Origin of the sequence: Nostoc flagelliforme FACHB-838 (assembly GCF_014698065.1) — a bacterium.
Lineage (GTDB): Bacteria > Cyanobacteriota > Cyanobacteriia > Cyanobacteriales > Nostocaceae > Nostoc > Nostoc flagelliforme_B.
The window spans coordinates 126,510-142,291 of record NZ_JACJSI010000008.1 but is presented as its reverse complement, the minus strand read 5'-3'; the positions used below and the strand labels follow the sequence as shown (position 1 = coordinate 142,291).

At 38.0% G+C, this 15,782-nt stretch carries 14 protein-coding genes; 6 read left to right on the top strand and 8 right to left on the bottom strand.

Annotation, left to right across the window (positions count from 1 at the left end):
• The first annotated feature begins 320 nt into the window (after positions 1 to 320).
• Complete coding sequence (locus H6G97_RS06795; RefSeq protein WP_190939903.1) at positions 321 to 1,151, top strand: GNAT family N-acetyltransferase; 831 nt, start codon at positions 321 to 323, stop codon at positions 1,149 to 1,151.
• Here H6G97_RS06795 and H6G97_RS06790 read toward each other — a convergent pair.
• On the bottom strand, positions 1,125 to 3,812 hold the full coding sequence (locus tag H6G97_RS06790; protein ID WP_190939902.1) for a bifunctional diguanylate cyclase/phosphodiesterase: 2,688 nt from the start codon (positions 3,810 to 3,812) through the stop codon (positions 1,125 to 1,127). The genes H6G97_RS06795 and H6G97_RS06790 overlap by 27 nt on opposite strands.
• 551 nt (positions 3,813 to 4,363) lie before the next feature.
• On the opposite strand from H6G97_RS06790, the gene H6G97_RS06785 reads away from it, so the two are divergent.
• Positions 4,364 to 6,019, top strand: a complete 1,656-nt coding sequence (locus H6G97_RS06785; protein ID WP_190939901.1) for a glycosyltransferase family 39 protein — start codon at positions 4,364 to 4,366, stop codon at positions 6,017 to 6,019.
• Between the two features lie 364 nt (positions 6,020 to 6,383).
• On the opposite strand, the gene H6G97_RS52250 is transcribed toward H6G97_RS06785, so the two are convergent.
• Positions 6,384 to 6,863: a PilZ domain-containing protein gene (locus H6G97_RS52250; RefSeq protein ID WP_242054827.1), complete on the bottom strand. Its 480-nt coding sequence runs from the start codon at positions 6,861 to 6,863 to the stop codon at positions 6,384 to 6,386.
• 48 nt (positions 6,864 to 6,911) lie between these two features.
• Complete coding sequence (locus H6G97_RS06780; RefSeq protein ID WP_242054823.1) at positions 6,912 to 8,624, bottom strand: glycosyltransferase family 2 protein; 1,713 nt, start codon at positions 8,622 to 8,624, stop codon at positions 6,912 to 6,914.
• Between the two features lie 504 nt (positions 8,625 to 9,128).
• Between H6G97_RS06780 and H6G97_RS06775 the strand changes: the two genes are divergently transcribed.
• The gene (locus H6G97_RS06775; protein ID WP_190939900.1) at positions 9,129 to 9,839 is read left to right on the top strand and encodes a DUF4079 domain-containing protein; all 711 of its coding nucleotides are present in this window, start codon (positions 9,129 to 9,131) and stop codon (positions 9,837 to 9,839) included.
• 86 nt (positions 9,840 to 9,925) lie between these two features.
• Here the strand turns inward: H6G97_RS06775 and H6G97_RS06770 are convergent, their stop codons facing one another.
• From H6G97_RS06770 to H6G97_RS06760, 3 genes are read right to left on the bottom strand one after another with little or no spacing between them, the layout of a single operon-like run.
• A complete protein-coding gene (locus tag H6G97_RS06770; protein WP_190939899.1) occupies positions 9,926 to 11,101 on the bottom strand; it encodes a hybrid sensor histidine kinase/response regulator in 1,176 nt (391 codons plus the stop codon).
• Positions 11,102 to 11,150: 49 nt separating this feature from the next.
• Positions 11,151 to 11,363 carry a response regulator gene (locus H6G97_RS51195; RefSeq protein ID WP_199349271.1) on the bottom strand — a complete coding sequence of 71 codons (213 nt, stop codon included), beginning with the start codon at positions 11,361 to 11,363 and terminating at the stop codon, positions 11,151 to 11,153.
• A gap of 53 nt (positions 11,364 to 11,416) precedes the next feature.
• Positions 11,417 to 11,611, bottom strand: coding sequence for a hypothetical protein (locus H6G97_RS06760; RefSeq protein WP_190939933.1), 195 nt, complete (start codon positions 11,609 to 11,611; stop codon positions 11,417 to 11,419).
• Between the two features lie 50 nt (positions 11,612 to 11,661).
• Here H6G97_RS06760 and H6G97_RS06755 point away from each other — a divergent pair, with 50 nt between their 5' ends.
• Positions 11,662 to 12,789, top strand: coding sequence for an ABC transporter ATP-binding protein (locus H6G97_RS06755; RefSeq protein ID WP_190939898.1), 1,128 nt, complete (start codon positions 11,662 to 11,664; stop codon positions 12,787 to 12,789).
• Between the two features lie 20 nt (positions 12,790 to 12,809).
• On the opposite strand, the gene H6G97_RS55330 is transcribed toward H6G97_RS06755, so the two are convergent.
• Both H6G97_RS55330 and H6G97_RS55325 read right to left on the bottom strand, forming a co-directional pair.
• The gene (locus tag H6G97_RS55330) at positions 12,810 to 13,082 is read right to left on the bottom strand and encodes an ATP-binding protein (RefSeq protein WP_338421605.1); all 273 of its coding nucleotides are present in this window, start codon (positions 13,080 to 13,082) and stop codon (positions 12,810 to 12,812) included.
• A gap of 21 nt (positions 13,083 to 13,103) precedes the next feature.
• A complete protein-coding gene (locus H6G97_RS55325) occupies positions 13,104 to 13,277 on the bottom strand; it encodes a hypothetical protein (protein WP_338421599.1) in 174 nt (57 codons plus the stop codon).
• A 378-nt stretch (positions 13,278 to 13,655) separates the two neighbouring features.
• Here H6G97_RS55325 and H6G97_RS06745 point away from each other — a divergent pair, with 378 nt between their 5' ends.
• Positions 13,656 to 14,741 carry an ABC transporter substrate-binding protein gene (locus H6G97_RS06745; protein ID WP_190939897.1) on the top strand — a complete coding sequence of 362 codons (1,086 nt, stop codon included), beginning with the start codon at positions 13,656 to 13,658 and terminating at the stop codon, positions 14,739 to 14,741.
• Between the two features lie 139 nt (positions 14,742 to 14,880).
• Entirely contained in the window at positions 14,881 to 15,774 is an 894-nt protein-coding gene (locus H6G97_RS06740) for an ABC transporter permease subunit (protein ID WP_190939931.1), read from the top strand.
• The last annotated feature ends 8 nt before the right edge of the window (positions 15,775 to 15,782 follow it).

Sequence of the window (15,782 nt, the reverse complement as noted above, 5' to 3'; positions counted from 1 at the left end):
GTTTTTTCGTTGCTTCTTAACCTTGGTTTTGGTCAGGACTAATTTAGATGCGACCGTCCTGATTTTGATTATTTTAACTGGCTGGTATTTATAACGTAGATCAAAGGAAAATTTTGTATCTTATTGCCAGATTTTTTAGTAATTAATGTCCATAATAAAAGCACTCCACCTTTAATCCAAGAAAGTAAAAAAGCTTTCTAAGGGATATTTTGTCGAAAACCGTCTCAATCACCCTTCGACACATTAATTCATAATGTGAGCTATTTGTATAGTGCCTAAATCCTAGTAGAATATTTTCGCAAATCTAAGTAGGAAGATAGATGGAAGTTTCTGGACGCAACATCAATTACCCACTGAATCCTCCTCCTACTCTTGAAGATTTTCCCGTCCTTCAAACTGAAAAATATATACTACAACTTGCTTCTACTGAAGGAGAATTAGAATCAATTTTTCGGTTGCGTTTTGAAGTTTTTAATCTTGAACTAGGGTTAGGATTTTCAATTTCTAATTTTACCCAGATGGATATAGATAAGTTTGATGCAGTTTGCCATCATCTAATCCTGATCTCCAAACAGACGGGTAAAACGATTGGAACTTATCGGATGCAAACCTATACAATGGCTTCTCAAAGACTGGGCTTTGATGCTGCCGATATATTTAATCTTAATGGAATTCCTAATTCTGTGCTTCAAGTATCAGTAGAAGTTGGGCGTGCATGTATAGCTAAAGAATATCGCAATAGTCAGGCACTTTTATTACTCTGGGAAGGGCTAGCAAATTATCTCATCTGGAGTAAAAACCAATATTTCTTTGGCTGTGCATCATTACTAACACAATGTCCTTGGCAAGCGACTTGCAATTATAATTATTTTCGGCATAATGGCTTGATGCATCCGAATATTTTGGTTGAGCCAAATCCCCAATTTTCTTTAGAATTGTCTCACAATTATCCAGATTCATATAATGTTGAAATTCCTAAAATTTTGCAGTCATACTTGAATATTGGAGCTAAAATATGCAGCCTTCCAGCTATTGATCGACAGTTTAAGACTATTGATTTTTTAACTATATCTAATATTGCAGACTTTGCTAGATGGCGTTATCCAAACCCTCTCAAAAAACCCCTACCACTGAGGATTTGCCACGATTAATTCCGCTGCTGCTGCGTTATTCAACGGACGCGAGAAAAAATATCCTTGTCCACATTTACAGTTCAACTTCCTAAGAAATGCTAGCTGCTCTTTTCTCTCCACTCCTTCGGCGGTCACATCCATACCTAATTTGTGCGCCAGTGTGATAATTGTCTCAATAATTTCTAAATTCTTACCATTAGCATCTATCGGGCTGACAAAGGAACGGTCAATTTTCAACACACTAATCGGAAAGCTATGGAGACGGCCTAATGAAGAGTAGCCTGTACCGAAATCATCAATTGATAACTCAATGCCCATATTCCGAAGTTCTGAGAGTGCGGCGTTTGCCTCATCACCATTTTCCAGAATTGCACTTTCAGTAATTTCTAACATGAGACTACCAGCATCAAGACCAGTGAAGTGCAAAATTTTCCCAATTTGCTCAATCAAATCCGGTTGAGAAAATTGTTTGACTGAGAGATTGACGCTGATTTTCTCTAACGAGTTTGTCGGATGGCTTACCCGCCAAGTTTGCATCTGACGGCACGCCTCATGTAGTACCCAGTAGCCAATCTTGACAATCAGTCCGGTTTCTTCTACTAAGGGGATAAAATCTGTTGGACAAATCAGACCGCGCTCTGGATGCTGCCAGCGCAGCAAAGCTTCAAAGCCTAAAATTCTGCCATCAGTGAGAGAAACAATCGGTTGGTAATAAACCTGAAACTCGTGGCGTTCGATTGCTCGCCGTAGATCGTTCTCTAACTGCAATTTAGCCAGAGCATTAGTATACATCTCTGGATTGAATAGTTCATAGCGTGCTTTGCCTAGCGCTTTGGCTCGGTACATAGCCGTATCAGCGTCTCTTAGCAAATTTTCTGGTTGGTCATAATCTACTGTCGAACTTAGGGCGATGCCAATACTTGCTGTTGTAAAGACTTCTTGCCCGTCAAGCTCAAGGGGTAATGCCAGTTCTTGTTGAATTCGTTCAGCTACTTTAATGGCATCTGACAGATTCTGGATTTCGTCAAGCAGGATTGTAAATTCGTCTCCCCCAAGCCGTGCCGCTATATCAGGGGGGGCTATGCATACTTCTAATCTATTTGCAATAGCAAGTAAAAATTGGTCTCCTTTTAGATGTCCTAGACTGTCATTGATCACCTTAAACCGATCCAGATCGAGAAATAGTACAGCAAATAAATAATTCTCCTGCCGTTTGGCTCGTTGGAGTGTTAATTTTAACCGCTCCATAAAGAAAGCTCGGTTCGGTAGACCTGTCAGTGCATCGTGAAACGCATTATGTAGTAACTGTTCTTCTACCTGCTTCCGTTCCTTAATTTCAGCTTCTAACTGCCTGTTAGCCTGTAATAGTCCAGCAAATGACTCTTGCAATTGAGTAGCCATTTGATTATGAGCCTGAGCAAGAACTCTTAGTTCGTTGATACCCTCTACTGTAACGATTTGGTCTAACTTCCCATTAGCAATTTCCTTAGAGGCAAAACTCAAACAGAGAATTGGTTGAGTAATCCAATGAGAAGTAATCACTCCTATGACTGTAGCTAGTATCAAGGCTTCTAAACACAGCAAAATAGTGGTTCGGGTGTTGGCTTGGATATACTCCATGAAGTCGGCTTCGGGAACCACCACGATAATCATCCAACTTAGCCCACAGTCGGCTGCAAAGGGCATTAAGTGTACGAATTGCCGCTTGCGATCAATTTCAAATTCTAGCTGCTGGCTAGAAGAAATGTTTCTAAAGCTACCAAATTGTGACTGCAAATACTGTGTTGTTAGGCGAGTGATCCGATCGCTGCTGGCGATCGCTCTGAGCCGTTTGTACGTTTTTTGACCTCTTTGATCACTCACAATGAAAGGTTGCTCCGCCGTTGAAGTTGCTACCAAATCTCCAGAATGCTCGACAATAAAGGTCTTTCCTGAACGGCCAATCTTTAAACTGTGTAAAAACTCATTCAGTTGCGAGAGAGATAACGTTGCATTCGTCACTCCAAGCAAAGTATTTGTCTGGTCATAAAGAGGTTGGGTTGCACTGAACGCTAGCCCTGGTGAAGAGAAATAGGGATAAATTTCTGTGCAAGTAGATTTACCTGCTTTCACGGCATTTGTGTACCAGGGGCGAGTGCGAGGATCAAAGATTTTGTTAACTTCAATTAACTTGACACGATTACCTTGATCATCTGTGGCATAAGTATAGTAATTGTTACCTGTTGATTGATCTCTTTTTCGGATGACTATTGAACCATCTTTAAGGCGATCAACCGAATGAATTTCTCCTTGTGTATTTGCAAAAGCGATCGGGTTTAAGGGCTTGAATAACTGTATTTGATGCCATAAATGGTGTTCTAAAATTTTTCCATTTTTTAAACTTAGCTCACCAACATGGACAGAATTGGCGTTAATCTGAGTGACGAGTTGAGGGATTTCTATGTAATCGGTGACATGTTGATGAATCCGAGTAGTAACTTCATTCCGCAGCTGAGTAGCAACCTCATTCACAGCTTTCTGACCATTTTTTAAAGATAAGAATGCTGTTAAGCCTACAGCAGCAGAGATTTGCAAGACGCAAGGTACTACAAGAGCTACACGGAGTGGTATCCTCAATAACCCTTTTGGAATCGAACGCAAGAAATTCTGCTGTGGCATCTGTGCGATCTTAGCCTCCATAGCTTAAAAAGCAAAAATTTATCTTTTAACAAAAGAAATATTTTTAATTTACTGATACAGCTACTTTAAACTGCTACCTCAAATTGTGATTACTTAATAATCTTGAGTGGCGCAGGCATCGCCCCTTCTAAACCCTGTCCTGGTTTGGAGGTGAACAATCCTTCGTTCAACCTTAGGCAATGCCCTTTTCACATGGTAGGAGAATTGAGAACTATAATCCGCAAAGCGATCGCTCAATGCACGATAGCTGTGGAGTTGCCTTACCACAGATGCGGCTACACTTAGTGTATTTTACACTTCATTGATCTCTCGGTTTTAAAACCAAGTCTAGTTTTGCGGGATTTGATACAACCTTGTCCATTTATTTTTGTAGTTAATAAAGAAGAGGTGTTGATTGCCAATCTTCCCAATCAAATTAAAGTACGGTTGGCAATGTTTAACAAATAGGCTTTGCTTGAAATCTTGGCAATGTCTAGGACGGGCGTAGCTGCGACACCTCATCCAATCCATTTGATTAGATGATTTGAGAAAATTTTTAAGGAAGCTTACTTATGCGCCATCTCAAATTTGCTCCGAGTTGGTTGCGATTTTTAATTATTTTCTTATTGGCGATGGGTATATTGTTTCGCTTTTCTAATCTTGATAGCAAAGTTTACTGGCATGATGAAACTTATGCCTCATTGCGGATTTCTGGTTACACAATTAATGAAGCAAAACAGCAACTTTTTAATAATCGTGTCATTGGCAGGGAAAGTTTTGCTCAGTTTCAAGGTGCAAATCCTGAAAATAGCTTGAATGACACAATTATGTCTTTGGCAAAACAAGATTCTCAGCATCCACCGTTGTATTACATAATAGCCAGATTGTGGATGGAAATTTTTGGTAATTCGGTGACGGCGATTAGAAGTTTATCCGCATGTATTAGTTTGCTAGTTTTTCCTTGTGTTTATTGGCTATGCCGAGAATTATTTAATGTACCATTATCGGTTCCTGGTGTAGCGATCGCACTCATGGCTATCTCTCCAATTCAGCTAGTATATGCCCAAGAAGCACAAGAATATATTCTTTGGTTGGTCACGATCTTACTATCTGGTGCGTCTCTCCTGAGAGCTATGCGACTAGAAGATCAGCTAGCAAAAAAACGACAACAACCAGATTTATTCGCTATCTGGAGCATTTATGCAGTAACGTTGACCATCAGCCTTTATACATTTATTTGGAGTGCATTTGTAGCACTTGCTCACGGAATTTATGTGATGATTACTGCCAAATTTAAATTTACTGAAACTGTTAGAAGTTATCTGCTGGCATCACTAGTATCTTTTTTAGCCTTCATACCTTGGATAACAGTTGTAATCGGTGAATTTTTTCAATTTTTGATTTCAGCAGATAAAACAACCGTGCAGCCACCTTTAATACCTATATTTTCATTTTTGATAATGCAGTTAAGCCGGATTTTTTTTGATATAAACCTAAGTCTAGAAAATACCTTAAACTATTTAATTGCAACACTTTTTTTGATTTTGGTAGGATATTCAATTTATTTTCTTTGTCACACAACTAACTATAAAGTCTGGTTTTTTATCATCACATTGATTGTAGTACCAGCACTACCACTAATAATGCCAGATTTAATTGCTGGGGGTATACGAGCATCTACTGAACCGTATTTAATACCATCTTATTTAGGTATTCAAGTGGCTGTTGCTTATCTACTAGCTACGCAACTTTATAATGGGAGCGCGTCACGCCGCAATACGTGGCATATAATCATGGCATTAATAATTATTTGTGGTCTAATTTCTTTTAAGGTGAGTTCCCAGGCAGAAACTTGGTGGAATAAGGGTATGAACTATGGAAATCTACAAGTTGCCCAAATAATCAACCAGAGTAATCGCCCACTTTTGATTAGTGATGCTTTAGGCAATAATTATGGGAATGTCTTTTCTCTAAGTTATCTTTTAGAACCAAAAGTGCGATTTCTGTTGGTGAATAATCAAAAAACTCCCAAAATTCCTAATGGTTTTACTGATGTTTTTTTATTCAACCCTTCAGACACTTGGCGCGAAACAATAGAAAAAAAGTATAAATTAAAGACAGATATTGTTTATAGTAATAAATATTATTCGTTATGGAAATTAGCTAAACCTCGTAAGTTACGCCAACGTAATATCTCACCTAATAATATATTAGCTGCTAGTTTATAGTACAGTACGGTTCAGTTAAGCATTTCTTTATTCTTTTTGCGTCCTACCCTGCGGGAAGCCACTTCTCTACGAGACGCTCCGCGAACGTGTCTATGCGTCCAACTCTTACGAGACGCTGCGCGTAGCTTGCTTCTCCGTAGGAGTATGCGGTTCGTTAAAAAAGCTGAGTTTGCAAATAGTTTTAGCCCTAACTGAACTGTATTGGTTTATAATATGGCAATTTACATATTATCTTTTATATTTGATGCAAGTAAATCAAAAGTAATTATAAGTAGAAAACAAATCTTGTATATAGTGACAATCATTACTTGCTTTAGAAAATAGAAAATTCTCACTTATAACTATTTATAGTTCATAAAAAACTTCAAATTTGAGAAACTGTCATTGCAATCACATTTACTTTTCTATTAAATAAAATTCGTGGCTTCAGCAAAATTTTAAATATCAAGAACAATGAATGTAATTCTCCTGGTGCATTCTGATGCTTCCATTGTCCCGGACGACAAAATAGCATTTCTACAAGGCGGCGGTGTTGATTTAAACTTACTGTTTTAAATCTGAAACGCACTCTAAAAAAATCATCTTTAAACCCAGTATTTACACCTTCGCAAGTTAGCCGTAAATTTTCTTCTACAATTTCTATATTTATTGGCTGATTGTCAAAGAAATATGCGGGTAACTTCTGAGTCAGAGCAATTTCCAGACCCGATTCAGAAATCATTGTAGTCACACCCCACAAATTCTGTTCGCCAACTCTTAACTTTACTATTCGCCGCAAATCAAACCATTCATACATATCTGCTTTTGGTACATCTATTAAAATTAAGAGGGTAATACCAATCATAATCAAATTATAAATGCTCCATAGCCAACCTAAATTAATACCTGTAATTTATTGGGAACTTTTTGACGCAATATCCAGATTTAGCCACAAACTAACAGCAGTAGCGACAAACAAAATTATGAGCGGTAGTGCTAAATTCCAATTAAAAATATAGCGACTATTCGCTATACCCTTGGGTGTGACTTGAAATCCTTTTGCAAAGGGATTAATCATTACTTGTATAGTATTTATTGCTAAAGGAAAACATATAATTAATGAATAAATATCTGATAGTAAGGCGGAACAAGAACGATAATTCAACCAAGAAAAAGCTGCTAAATTAACTAAGTAGTAAGGCAATAAAAAAAATAACAATTCTGCTGCTGTTGAACGAATGGGAATAACATCGAAAAAAGAATATACTAATGGGATAAGCAGAAAATAAATACGCGAAATATTGCCAAACCAATATAGCAATCCAGCTAAAGAAGCTAACCTTTGCATGAGGGTTAGCCCAGGAATTTTTAAAGGATTAGATTTAATAAACAGCGCCTGGAGTGTACCTTGTCCCCATCTTAATCGTTGGGTTGCATAGGCGGCAATATTTTCTGCTGCTAAACCGGCACTTAACTTTTCATTTAAATAAACCAAACGGTAGCCTTGAGCAGATAAGCGAATTCCTGTAAAATAATCTTCACTTAAAGATTCAATTACAAAATACCCAATTTTTTCTAAAGCACTTCTGCGAACGACAAAAGATGTACCAGCACAAATGGCACTACCTGAAGAATCACGACTTGCCTGAATTTGCCGATGAAATACTTCTGCTTCATGGGTGAGAACATTTTCTAAGCCTAGATTACGGGCTATGGGATCAACATTATAAAAGCTTTGGGGTGTTTGTACAAGGGCAACTTTTTCATCTTGAAAAAAGCCAACACTGCGAGTGAGGAAATTTTTTGTGGCGACAAAATCAGCATCAAAAACTACTATTAATTCTCCATTAGTTTTAGCGATCGCATGATTTAAATTACCTGCTTTTGCATAACTATTATCAGACCGTATCATATAGTTACAACCTAATTTCTCTGCCAATTTTCTCATTTCTAAACGATTGGTATCATCCAGGAGATAGATTGTTTTATTTTCATAATCTAATGCTTGAAAACCAATAATTGTCCGCTGCAAAATAAAAATTGGTTCGTTATACGTTGGGATTAAAATATCAATAGATGGTACAAAAATACCATTGACTACAGCGAGTGATTTCAAATCTGCTTCGCGGTGACGTTCTTTAATATTCAACATGAAAAATAGCTGTATAGTGTTATTGACTAGCATTAACATCTCTGCTATAAATAACCCTAGACTAAATACCCCATTCAACGGTTCTACTAAATTTAAGCTAGAGAGCGATCGCCACAGAACATACCGCAAAGTTAAAATGATTAAAATTCCTACTACTAACCGTTGCGACCAAATTCGGGGTTGTGGAGAGATTTTCATCACTACAAACACAGTTAGCAAGCATCCTACGGTGGGTAGCAGTAAATATTTGCTCTCTATTTTGGGAACTTCTAACCACATTGGTGGGTGCATTTGCCAGTAATTGAGTTGAGCAAAAACTCCACTAATTCTATCTTCACCAGCAAACCATGCTGCTACAATGATGCCAGATAATAAAATAATGCCTAATAAAATCAGCGTTGCTGTGTGGAATTGAATAACTTTCTTGGAAACAGTGTTTTTAATTGGTTTTAAGGTAAATTTTGACTTTGCCATTTTACCCTTTTTCACCTAAAATTATTCTGCGAAAAAAGCATTTAACCTAATTTTTGCGAGGTAGTTTTTGAAAAAATATGAGAATAAGTCAGAAGACATAATTCAGAATACCCCAGCAGTCAAGTTAGAGTGAAGAGTCACGCAGGAAAGAATTTTTCCTTCACCGCGTTTAAAATCGCTTGTTCTAAACCTCTCTTATATATCCAGTCCCACAGAATACATCTGCCTGAAGCAGAATGGATTCTGTATTCTTCTTCGCTAACAAAGCATTTCTAATAGTATTTCATAGTTAAAATTAATCTATGTGTTTTTAAATACATAGATTAATATTTATAAAGAGTCATAATCTTTTATAAGATATTCAAATATTTGTTTTATTAATATCAGCTAAAAATAGCGAAAATAAATCTTAAACAGATTCTCATCGGAAATTAATTTAAGTGGTGGTACGATGCTTTAAATTGTCCTTTGAGATGAATTCAATGATTCATTGAAAGGTGTTCTATGCAGATAACAGATTTTCTTGGACTTTTACATCCTGCGATCGCAGTTATATTTGTGTTTCCGCTCATCGGTACAGTGGTTAACTTTGCTTGGCAAACACGCCAACGCAGATTGCAACTTTTAGCCGGAAATAAGAGCAAAATTCCTCCGGTAGTGGGTGTAGAACATAAGCAGTTAGGTGAAAGGCTTACAAGTGCAGTTGTCGCATTAACTTTAATTGGATTAAGCTACCCTATTGGCAAAAATATTATCACAAATCAATTGTGGAATAAAACACCTTTTCAAGTTATTTTTATCCTGTTACTATTTGCTGCGACTATTGCCTCTTTAGTATTTCTTTTTCGGGCAAAACAGCGCTTGTGGCGGGCAGTTTTTGCAACTTTAGCTGGTGCAGGTTTAGTCATTTTAGGCTGTCAAGATGGAGTATACCGTCGTACTAATGAGTGGTATTGGTCACATTATTATATTGGTATGACCGCAGCACTACTGATGATTTTTTCATTAGCAATTGTTCAAGACATTTATCAAGATAAGTCCAATCGCTGGCGTATTATCCATACAATTTTAAACTGCATTGCTTTGCTGCTATTTATTGGACAAGGCATGACAGGGACACGAGACTTATTAGAAATTCCTCTGAGTTGGCAAGAATCATATATTTATCAGTGTGATTTTGCTAATAAAACTTGTCCAATGCCAAATCCTAAGTAACAAAATAGGCAGAAGGCAGAAGTCTCTTGAACTGCCCTCTGTCCCCTGTTCAACTATTATGAGAGCGTCTGAATTTGCTTGCCTAATCATTGCAATGGTAAAGTTACAGTTACTGTTGTACCAACATTCGGCTCACTTTCTAACTGAATATGACCACCATGTAGCTCCACGCATTTTTTAACTATAGTGAGTCCTAGCCCTGTTCCTTGAATTACACCCACATTACTAGCGCGATAGAAAGTTTGAAATAGACGGGTTTGGTCTTTGAGAGGAATGCCCATGCCCTGATCTCTTACCTGGAAAGTTGCAAGCCTATCTTTGCAAATCAAATCAAACCAAATAGTATGATTTTGAGGGGAATATTTGATGGCATTGGAAATCAAATTGGTTAAAATACAATTTAGTAAATCTTCATCCATTTGGGCTTGGGTCGATTCCCCTTGAAAAGTAAAGACAATGCTGTGCTGGCTACCTGCATTGAGTTGCAGAATATCTATAAGTTCATTACAGAAATTTTCTAAATTTAAAAGTGTAGGATTATATTCGAGTTTGGTTACTTCCGTTTTACTTAAGAACAATATCTCATCTAAGAGATGAAGCATCTGGTTGATAGCATTTTGTACTCGATCAAAATATTTAGTTCTTCGGTCATTAGTTAGTTTATCGTTGTTGTATTCCAGGATCTCTACAGCCGTCCGAATTGTAGTCATAGGGGTGCGAAACTCGTGGGAAACCATTGCTACAAAGTTCGACTTTAACTCGTTGAGTTCCTGTTCCTTTGCCAGCGCTTGACGGGTACGTTCTTCGCTCTCCCGTACTTGGTTGAGAATTTCGCTCCTTTCAATGGCATAACGAATGGCACGCACTAAGCGTTGTATAGTAATTTGATCTTTAACTAAATAGTCTTGTGCGCCTTCTGCTAATGCTTGCAGCGCTAAATCTTCATCATCAAGACCTGTTAATACCACAACTGGGATATCAGGTACTGCTGCCTGAAATTCTTTTAACGTGTCCAATCCAATAGAGTCTGGGAGGCTGAGGTCTAGCAAAACTAGGTCGAATCTGCGTTGACTTCGACTCACTATCTGAGAATTATCAAGGGTGGATGTAGAATCCCTGCTAGCCTCTATAGCCTCAGATAGCCGTTCAACATGTAACATCTCCCATTGTTCTTGATGTGCATGTAAAAATATCCGGTGCAGCAGATAGGCATCACTGGCACTATCTTCTACTAATAGAATGTGAATCGTGAGTTTTTCCATAGTACAGGGTTATATCAATTTGTTAGATAATTACCTGATTTTCTATTTCTTAGACAGTGATTAATTCTCTGGTGTTGTAAGCAAAAATTGAAATTTCCAACCCAATTACTTTGTTAGTAATGTTGCTGCTATCATCTTCAACCCAGTGCAAGTTGTTGGTGATTTGAGCATTTAAAAAGCCTTTGATGGTTAAGTTAGCATCACTAGGAGAGTCTTCAACTAGCAAAACTTCAATCGATCGCAATGCCTGACGATTAATCATGCAGTTATCAAGAGGTTATTAAGCTGAGATATAGTATATATACTAAAGATACCTTAATTTGCGTTTAAGGTAAAATATCGGTTAGCTTCGGCTCGTTCTCGAAGTTTTGGCCCTTCAACAATTTGCAAATATGCCAAACGAGCCTCAATGCTAGCGATCATTAATAGCGTAAATACGATTAAAAATATTGATTGGAAACCACGTCCAACGGTACGTGTATCTTTTTTGCTACCAATTGATGGAAACATAAGCAATAATTGACAAAATAACGTAAGATCACGGCATTCTACGGAAGATTATGGCTCAAATTGTCATGCAGAATCAGAGGGGGATAACAACTTTTCAGCCACTTGATGTTGAACTGCGTAATGTCTTCAAGTTTTTTAACCAAGAACCAGCAGTCAATGGAATCGATTTGGATGTCAAACAAGGAGAATTTTTTAGCATTTTAGGCCCCTCCGGTTGTGGTAAAACAACAACACTGCGCTTAATAGCTGGCTTTGAAATCGCTGACGCTGGCAAGGTGCTAATTCAGGGTCAGTCTATGACTAATGTGCCGCCTTACCGCCGACCCGTCAATACTGTATTTCAAAGTTACGCCCTATTTAACCACCTGAATGTCTGGAATAACATCGCCTTTGGGCTGCGGTTAAAAAAAATACCCAAATCGAAAATTGAAGTTAGAGTCCAAGAAGCTTTAAAGCTAGTGAAAATGGAAAGTTTGCGATCGCGCTTTCCCAATCAACTTTCTGGTGGCCAACAGCAACGGGTCGCTTTAGCAAGGGCTTTAGTCAACCGTCCTACTGTTGTACTACTGGATGAACCTTTAGGGGCGTTAGATTTAAAACTACGTAAAGAGATGCAGGTTGAGTTATCAAATTTACACAAATACTTGGGAGTGACCTTTGTGATGGTGACACACGATCAAGAAGAGGCATTGTCTTTGAGCGATCGCATTGCCGTGATGAACCAAGGCAAAATTGAACAAGTTGGCACTCCCAGCCAAATTTACGAACGTCCTCAGACATCCTTTGTTGCTGATTTTATTGGCGATACTAATTTATTCAGTGGTGAAATCGCCGAGGTAGACTCCTCTAATGTGCGAATTTCAACGAAAACAGGACTTTCAATTGTCATTAACCGCGCTGAAGATACACCAACTGAATTATCACAAGCGGTGGTAGTTTGCGTGCGTCCAGAGAAAATACAGCTTTCACTTTACCCACCCAATTTGCCAGCTAACTGCTTTGAAGGACGGCTGATCAACGTTATGTATTTGGGCACACACGTTAATTATGTTATGGAATTAACAAATGGTATTAGGATCAATGTTTTACAACCTAATACTTTTGGAATTTTACCAGACCGCGACACGCCGATCTACGCTTGGTGGGCAGAAAGTGATTGTTTCGCTATTACTCAATAACAATTTGTAATGATGAATTACTAATTATAAGAATCTGCCTTAATTGGTAAGAGGATCACAAATTCAGTTCCCTCACCTGGTACAGAATTTACTTGAATCGAACCCCTGTGTTTGTCAACCACAATTTGACGAGCGATCGCTAATTTTAATCCTGTCCCTTTCTCGACAGCTTTCGTTGTAAATAAATGGTCAAAAATCTTTTGTTTTGCTTTTTCGCTTTTTCCTTTATTATTATCTCTTATATTAATAACTAATCGCTGTTTATCATTGCTAACTTGAGTAATAATTGTGATGCAATTAGGGTTGAATTTTATCTATTCAAAACTACGTTCAATCTTTGATTCTTCCAAAGCCTCAATAGCATTTGCCAGAATATTCATAAACACCTGATTCAACTGCCCAGCAAAGCATTTTACTAATGGTAGCTGACCATATTCTTTGATAACTTTGATTTCTGGGCGGATTTCCGAAGGTTTGAGGCCCAACATCGCCCCAATCAATGGTTAGGGCGTACCTGCCAGTAATAAATAATTTTTTCCCTTTTACTCAGATAATATTTTTTTCTCCCCCTGCCCCCCTACACCGCGATAGGATATTTTTTTCGTTGGAAGTCCCTAGTACAGAAGTGCAGTTCAGCTTGCTATGCTGAATTTCCTTGATAATTTGACGATGGCTCACTTTGTTAATTTTTATAACTCAAGCTTGATTAAAAACCGTGCCTAAAACTGTCTGACAGCAGTAATTTATTAACAGTTGCACAGGTAGATACACTTAAGTTAATGTTTAAACTAGTTATGGACACTCCAATTAAAGGCATACCTAAAAGCAATTGGCAACAACACAGAAGATGATTGACTATTAACTTAATGACTAACAGACGCGAATTTTTAAAAGGGGTAGCAGCACTTTCTAGCTTATCTTTAGCTGGTTGTGGCTGGAAGCTGGCTGAAGTACGTGCTAATTCTAATACGAATGAGCAACGTGACCAACTTTATATTTTTACCTGGACACAATATACTGACAACCAATTACTAAAAACTTTTAGCACCCAAACTGGCATGAAAGTGCTGGCGGATGTGTATGATTCCAATGATGTCATGCTAGCTAAATTGCAAGCTGGAGGCGGTGGCACTTATAGCATCATTAACCCATCTGATTACATGGTGCAGAAGATGGTAGACAAAGGTTTGCTAACAGAAATAAATCGCGATCGCTTAATCGGTTTAGAAAATTTATTTCCCCGATTTCAAAATCCTCGCTATGACCCCAATAACCGTTATAGTATCCCTTTTAACTGGGGGACAACAGGTTTACTTTACAATTCTGAAAAAATTAAAGATGCACCACAAGACTGGGATTATCTATGGCAAAATCAAGAGCAACTCAATCAGCGAATGACCTTGCTTAATGATGTTCGAGAAGTTATGGGTGCAACCTTACGAATGCTAGGTTATTCTTACAACTCAAAAAATGAACAAGAAATCAAACAAGCTTATGAAAAATTGAAGGTTTTAAAACCTGCGATCGCACGTTTTGACACTGATGCTTGGCAAAACCAAATTCTCGCAGGAGATTTACTAGTGGCAATGTGTTATTCAGCAGATGCAGTGAAAATCTCTCAAGAAAATCCTAAGCTCAAATATGTGATTCCTCGTAGTGGTTCTTCGTTATGGACAGATACGATTGTAATTCCCAAAACAGCCCCTAACCAAGCTGGAGCTTATGCTTGGATTAACATGATTTTGCAACCAGAAATAGCAGCCCAAATCACTCAACGCTTGAATATTTCCACACCAAATAGCGTCGGATTTGAGCTATTGCCAAAAACTATACAAAATGACCTTAATTTGTTTCCCCCAGAATCACTTTTGACAAATTGTGAACGTGTTTCTCCTGTAGGGGAATTTGAAGAGGTTTACGATCGTTATTGGACTCAATTAACTAGTAGCTAAATAAAATAAGCAGGTCAGCGTAAATAATTATTCTTGGGATAAGGCAGGGGGAAAAAGGTTTTGAGCTTTGTTTACTTTTCTTTACAAAGTTTGGTTTGATTATGCCGACTTACTTAGTTAGAGTTAGGAGTTAAGAGTGATAAATTTTCCCAAAAATGATATTTCTAAACCAGAAGGATTGCATCGCCAACGGGTAAATTGGCTTCAACCATTGGTGTTGCTTGCACCATCTGCGATTTGGTTATTACTTTTGTTGGTGCTGCCAACTTTGATAATTTTTGAGTTAAGTTTAGTTGCAGACATCCGTCCAGGAGATATAGTTAATCCCAACGGATTCAAAAACTACATCCGAATATTTGACTCCCTGTACATACAAGTAATCGTGCGATCGCTATTTTTTGCGTTTGGCACTACAATAATTTGTTTAATTTTAGGCTTCCCTGTCGCCTATTGGATTGCTCAGATAGCACCGCAGCGTTGGCGAAATTTGCTGATACTAGGCTTTGTCTTACCTTTGTGGACTTCCTCATTACTTCGTTCTTATGCTTGGATTACAATTCTTCGTCCTACTGGTTTATTGAACAGTTTACTCAGCACTTTAGGCTTACCTACTTGGGAATTACTTAACAATAGTCAAGCTGTATTAATTGGCATGAGTTACAGCTTATTACCCTATATGGTTTTGATTTTATATGCTTCTCTCGAAAAATTAGACAAGCGGTTGCTAGAAGCAGCAGCTGATTTAGGTGCAAATCCGGTAGAAACTTTTTTCCAAGTGACTGTACCGCAAATTTTTCCGGGAATTGCAGCAGCTTCCATGCTTGTATTCATCACCGGCTTGGGGGATTTTGTCGATCCAGAATTACTCGGCGGTGCTTCTAGTATGACGGCGGCGCGGTTAGTTTATAACCAGTTTCTGGGAGCAACACAAAATTGGGGATTTGGTTCAGCTTTGAGTATGACGTTAATTTCGCTTGTTAGTATAGCGATCGCAATTTTAATTAAGTTTGGTGAAGCGACACCCAAACGCTAAACTTTTCA

Bases quoted from the DNA above. Each gene is read 5' to 3' on its own strand.
- H6G97_RS06795 (WP_190939903.1), top strand. From the start codon at position 321: ATGGAAGTTTCTGGACGCAACATCAATTACCCACTGAATCCTCCTCCT.
- H6G97_RS06790 (WP_190939902.1), bottom strand. From the start codon at position 3,812: ATGGAGGCTAAGATCGCACAGATGCCACAGCAGAATTTCTTGCGTTCG.
- H6G97_RS06785 (WP_190939901.1), top strand. From the start codon at position 4,364: ATGCGCCATCTCAAATTTGCTCCGAGTTGGTTGCGATTTTTAATTATT.
- H6G97_RS52250 (WP_242054827.1), bottom strand. From the start codon at position 6,863: ATGATTGGTATTACCCTCTTAATTTTAATAGATGTACCAAAAGCAGAT.
- H6G97_RS06780 (WP_242054823.1), bottom strand. From the start codon at position 8,624: ATGGCAAAGTCAAAATTTACCTTAAAACCAATTAAAAACACTGTTTCC.
- H6G97_RS06775 (WP_190939900.1), top strand. From the start codon at position 9,129: ATGCAGATAACAGATTTTCTTGGACTTTTACATCCTGCGATCGCAGTT.
- H6G97_RS06770 (WP_190939899.1), bottom strand. From the start codon at position 11,101: ATGGAAAAACTCACGATTCACATTCTATTAGTAGAAGATAGTGCCAGT.
- H6G97_RS51195 (WP_199349271.1), bottom strand. From the start codon at position 11,363: ATGATTAATCGTCAGGCATTGCGATCGATTGAAGTTTTGCTAGTTGAA.
- H6G97_RS06760 (WP_190939933.1), bottom strand. From the start codon at position 11,611: ATGTTTCCATCAATTGGTAGCAAAAAAGATACACGTACCGTTGGACGT.
- H6G97_RS06755 (WP_190939898.1), top strand. From the start codon at position 11,662: ATGGCTCAAATTGTCATGCAGAATCAGAGGGGGATAACAACTTTTCAG.
- H6G97_RS55325 (WP_338421599.1), bottom strand. From the start codon at position 13,277: ATGTTGGGCCTCAAACCTTCGGAAATCCGCCCAGAAATCAAAGTTATC.
- H6G97_RS06745 (WP_190939897.1), top strand. From the start codon at position 13,656: ATGACTAACAGACGCGAATTTTTAAAAGGGGTAGCAGCACTTTCTAGC.